2 protein-coding genes are annotated in these 2,806 nt (G+C 55.9%); both read left to right on the plus strand.

Annotated features, from left to right (window positions below; translation table 11 throughout):
* Window positions 1-645 precede the first annotated feature (645 nt).
* Window positions 646-2,133 carry an anthranilate synthase component I family protein gene (locus tag QZR21_RS08895; RefSeq protein ID WP_296100003.1) on the plus strand — a complete coding sequence of 496 codons (1,488 nt, stop codon included), beginning with the start codon at window positions 646-648 and terminating at the stop codon, window positions 2,131-2,133.
* The gene (locus QZR21_RS08900) at window positions 2,130-2,714 is read left to right on the plus strand and encodes an aminodeoxychorismate/anthranilate synthase component II (protein WP_296100006.1); all 585 of its coding nucleotides are present in this window, start codon (window positions 2,130-2,132) and stop codon (window positions 2,712-2,714) included. Before QZR21_RS08895 ends, QZR21_RS08900 begins: the two co-directional genes overlap by 4 nt.
* The last annotated feature ends 92 nt before the right edge of the window (window positions 2,715-2,806 follow it).

Here is a 2,806-nt window from a genome sequence, read left to right on the forward strand (position 1 = left end):
GCAGGACTGCTGCCTTAAATAGCTCGCTATTTGGGTCGAGTTATTCCTCGCATTGTATAAAAATCCAAGAATAAAATCTGACAACGATTTAATCAGTGCTTCCTTAACAGCTATCAGTTGGACTTCTGCCTCCAGGCGGGGGCCCTGCTTTACGTCAGGGTTGTGACATGTAGCCAGGACCGAGGCTGCCGTTTGGACTTATGGAAGAAATATTGTGTCTCCCTAAGCCCAAGCGAAGCTTTCGCCTTGCTGCGCAGAGCCTAGCCCTGACGAAGTCATAGCCCGTCCGTAGGACTTATTTTCCATCTTGACAAACGGGGCTGAAGGATATACTCTTTTAATCAAGAAAACCGTTGAAGCGGAGATCAAAGCAAAAGATGCGCGCAAAGAGAGTCCTGGCTGGTGAGAATGGACCGAGATGCAGTTTGCCAAATGGACCGCTGAGGGTGCGGCGAACACCGGGCTTCCCGGGAAGTATACCGCAACGCAGGGCATGCGTCAGTTGCCGGAGATATGTCAGTATCTCGCTAAGCGCACGAATTTCGTGAAACAAGGTGGCACCGCGGAATCATATCCGTCCTTGACAGAAAGTTTTTTCTGCCGGGACGGATTTTTTTGTTCCCGGCACAGCGAAGGAGGTCCATTATGTATCCATCCCTGGAAGAAGTAAAAAAACTGAGCCGTACGGGACTGTACAGACGCATTCCCGTATGCCGGGAAATCATGGCTGACCGCTTTACGACGGTAGAAGTGATGCGCACCCTGCGGGCTGCCAGCCACCACTGTTTCATCCTGGAAAGTGCGGAAAACAACCAGCCCTGGAGCCGGTATTCCTTCCTGGGCTACGACCCGTCCATGGAAATCACCTGCCTCAATGGAAATCTCACCATCAAAAGGGGCGAAGAAAACGAAATGGTGGAAACCATAGAAAAGAAAGTGGCCCATCCGGGCGACGATATCCGCCGGATCCTTGCCGATTATAAAAGCCCCAAGCTGGGCGGCATGCCCCCATTCACGGGGGGACTGGTGGGCTATTTCTCCTACGACTACATCAAGTATGCAGAGCCTACCCTGAAACTGGCCAGCGCAGAAAACGGGGATTTCAAGGACGTGGACCTCATGCTCTTCGACAAGCTCATCGTATTTGATGCATACAAGCAGAAAATCATCCTCATCGCCGGTGTTTCCACGGAGAACCCGGAATCGTCCTACGAAGAGGCAGAGCGGAAACTGGATGACATGGTAAAGCTCCTTAAAAGCGGTGCCAGAGCGGCCTTCAAGCCGCTGAAGCTGGAAACGCCGCTCACGCCGGAGCACGATGAAAAAGAATACGCCGCCATGGTGGAACGGGCCCGGCACCACATCTACGAAGGCGATATTTTCCAGGTGGTCCTCTCCAATCCCCTCACCGCCAGAGCCACGGGCAGCATGTTCGACGTCTATCGTATCCTGCGGGTGCTGAACCCTTCGCCCTATATGTTCTATTTCGTCAGCGACAACATCGAAATCGCCGGTGCCTCCCCGGAAACCCTGGCGAAGCTGGTGGATGGGAAACTCTACACCTTCCCCCTGGCCGGCACCCGCCCCCGGGGAAAGACGGAGGAAGAAGACAAAGCTCTGGAGAAGAATCTCCTTTCCGATGAAAAGGAGCTGGCCGAGCACAACATGCTGGTGGACCTGGGGCGCAACGACCTGGGCAAAATCAGCCGCATCGGCACGGTCAAAGTGGACCGGTACCTGGACATCCTCCGTTTCTCCCATGTCATGCACATCGGCTCCACGGTGGAAGGGGAAATCCGGGATGACCGGGATGCGGTGGATGCCATCGATGCCGTTCTCCCGGCGGGCACCCTGTCCGGGGCGCCGAAACTTCGGGCCTGCGAAATCATCGAAGAAGAAGAAAACCGGAAACGGGGCATCTACGGCGGCGCCATCGGATACCTGGATTTCTCCGGAAACATGGACACCTGCATCGGCATCCGCCTGGCCTACAAGAAAAATGGCGTTCTCTGCGTCCAGTCCGGCGCCGGCATCGTAGCCCACAGCGTACCGGAAAATGAATACCATGAATGCATCAACAAGGCCAAAGCCCTGGTCACCGCCATTGCAGAAGCGGAAGGAGGATTAGAATGATTATTCTCATTGATAACTACGACAGCTTTTCCTACAACCTGTACCAGCTGGCAGGAAGCCTGTATCCGGACATCCGGGTCGTCCGGAACGATGCCTATACAGCCGAAGAGCTGGAATCCATGAACCCCGAAGCCATCCTCATTTCCCCGGGCCCCGGCCGTCCGGAAGACGCCGGCGTATCCATCGACGCCATCCGCCACTTCGCCGGCAAAGTCCCCATCCTCGGAGTCTGCCTGGGCCACCAGGCCATCTGCAAATGCTTCGGCGCCACCGTATCCTACGCCAAGGAACTGGTCCACGGCAAAGCCTACGACGTGACACTGGACACAGAGAGCCCCCTCTTCCATGACATGCCGACAACCATCAGGGCCGCCCGGTACCACTCCCTGGCCGCCGTGGAATCCACCATGCCGGAATGCCTCAGAATCACCGCCCGCACAAAGGACGGTGAGATCATGGCCGTAGAGCACAGGGATTACCCCATCTACGGTCTCCAGTTCCACCCAGAGTCCATCATGACCCCGGAGGGACATAAAATACTGGAAAATTTCTTCGCCATCGCCAAAAGCCTGAAAGACTGACGGGGCCGGCGTATGGGGATATTCCCCAACCGCGTGAATGGGGCATAAGGGTGGTGGGTTGGCATCGCTGCGCTCGCCAACCGGGTGGTGGC

This window comes from uncultured Dialister sp. (assembly GCF_900541605.1).
Classification (GTDB): Bacteria; Bacillota; Negativicutes; order Veillonellales; family Dialisteraceae; genus Dialister.

What these genes read in the sequence shown, in the direction of transcription:
- QZR21_RS08895 (WP_296100003.1), top strand. Translation starts at nt 646, where the DNA reads ATGTATCCATCCCTGGAAGAAGTAAAAAAACTGAGCCGTACGGGACTG.
- QZR21_RS08900 (WP_296100006.1), top strand. Translation starts at nt 2,130, where the DNA reads ATGATTATTCTCATTGATAACTACGACAGCTTTTCCTACAACCTGTAC.